The following is a 641-nucleotide window of genomic DNA, read 5'->3' on the forward strand; positions in this document are numbered from 1 at the left end:
CTGTACTGTGATTATCTGTACGTGCGTTGTGGTATTGTCACAATCGTCAGTTAAAGACCATGTACGTGTAATGGTACTCTCGTTAGCACATTCACCAGCAGTAACCTCGTCACTATAAGTAGCTTCCAATTCCGAAGAACAGTTATCGGCTTCATCTGCTACATCACCTGTAAGAGTTAGATCCGTGGCATCGTCGTCACAGTTGATCGTTACGTCGGCTGGTACCGTAAAGGTAGGAGGTGTAACATCCTGTACTGTGATTATCTGTACGTGCGTTGTGGTATTGTCACAATCGTCAGTTAAAGACCATGTACGTGTAATGGTACTCTCGTTAGCACATTCACCAGCGGTAACCTCGTCACTATAAGTAGCTTCCAATTCTGAAGAACAGTTATCGGCTTCATCTGCTACATCACCTGTAAGTGTTAGATCCGTGGCATCGTCGTCACAGTTGATCGTTACGTCGGCTGGCACCGTAAAGGTAGGAGGCGTAACATCCTGTACTGTGATTATCTGTACGTGCGTTGTGGTATTGCCACAATCGTCAGTTAAAGACCATGTACGTGTAATGGTACTCTCGTTAGCACATTCACCAGCGGTAACCTCGTCACTATAAGTAGCTTCCAATTCCGAAGAACAGT

At 45.4% G+C, this 641-nt stretch carries 1 protein-coding gene; it reads right to left on the minus strand.

The genetic code is table 11. The annotated features are described in order from the left end of the window. Window positions 1-641 (minus strand): HYR-like domain-containing protein (locus ABD792_RS04235; protein WP_486387620.1); only part of this gene is annotated, 641 nt, incomplete at both ends.

Source organism: Snuella lapsa (genome assembly GCF_039539345.1).
Taxonomy (GTDB): Bacteria; Bacteroidota; Bacteroidia; order Flavobacteriales; family Flavobacteriaceae; genus Snuella; species Snuella lapsa.